This window comes from Rhodococcus sp. 14-2470-1a (assembly GCF_002259425.1).
Classification (GTDB): domain Bacteria; phylum Actinomycetota; class Actinomycetes; order Mycobacteriales; family Mycobacteriaceae; genus Rhodococcoides; species Rhodococcoides fascians_E.
This window is the reverse complement of sequence record NZ_NPFZ01000061.1, coordinates 1-1100: the sequence shown is the minus strand read 5'-3', so window position 1 is coordinate 1100 and position 1100 is coordinate 1. Positions and strand designations below refer to the sequence as shown.

The 1100-nt window shown below is 61.0% G+C and carries 1 protein-coding gene; it reads right to left on the bottom strand.

What is annotated here, in order from left to right; translation table 11 throughout:
* Positions 1-1079 (bottom strand): IS30 family transposase (locus CH292_RS27585; RefSeq protein ID WP_094656317.1); only part of this gene is annotated, 1079 nt, incomplete at its 3' end.
* Positions 1080-1100: the final 21 nt, after the last annotated feature.

Below are 1100 nucleotides of genomic sequence, written 5' to 3'. Positions count from 1 at the left end.
AACGGCGGTCTGTAGCCTAGCGTTGCTCTGGGGCGTTCGTTCAGCTCCAGGGCAACGCGCTGCAGATCTTCGGCGGAGTGGACCGACAGGTCGGTGCCTTTCGGAAAATATTGGCGCAGTAGCCCGTTGGTGTTCTCGTTCGTTCCCCGTTGCCACGGCGAGTGAGGATCAGCGAAGTAGATCGCCACTCCTGTGGCCACACTGATCTCCGAGTGGGCTCGCATCTCGAAACCCTGATCCCACGTCACCGACCGTTTCAGCAGGTCAGGCAACGATTGCAACGCCTCGATCATCGCATCGCGGACCTGCACCGCGCCGTGGCCGTCGGGCAAATGCAACAGCAGTGTCGTCCGGGTGGTGCGTTCGACGAGCGTTCCGATCGCGGACTTGTTGTTCTTGCCCATGATCAGATCACCCTCCCAATGCCCTGGAACAGTACGCCCCAGAACTTCCTCGGGCCGCTCGGCAATACCGACCTTGTCAGGAATATGCCGAGCATTCTTCGACTTGGCGACTCGGCCGTGCGGTTTGCGAAATGCTCGACCGGTGCGCAGGGCTGCGCCTATCTCCTTCCTCAGTCCACCACGCGGAAGTACGTAAATCGCCTGGTAGATCGTTTCGTGCGACACCTGCATCTCCGGTCGGTCGGGGAAATCCTGCTTCAGTGTCTGCGAAATCTGCTGCGGCGACCACTTCTTGTTCAGTCCCCTGATCACCTCGCCTCGAAGCTCGCCGTCGGTGGCCAACTTCGACATTTTCGGACGGCGCATCGCAGCATCGGCGCGGCGCTGCGCAGAGACAGCTCGGTAGCTGCCGTCCGCGTTGCAGTTGCGTGTGACCTCGCGGGCAACGACAGAATGATGACGTCCGATTTCGACGCTGATCTGTCTGCGGGACAAGCCATTTCGTAGACCGTGTTCGATCTCGACCCGATCCTCCAACACCAAAGCAGGCCCGCTCGATTCACGCACCCGACCACGGACGATCCCGGCACGCTCGTCCAACCACCGATAACCAGACCTGCGGCCCACGCCATGTGCAGCGCTCGCCCTCGATACCGACACCCCAGAGTCGACCATGGCATAGAAGCTATCGCGTAC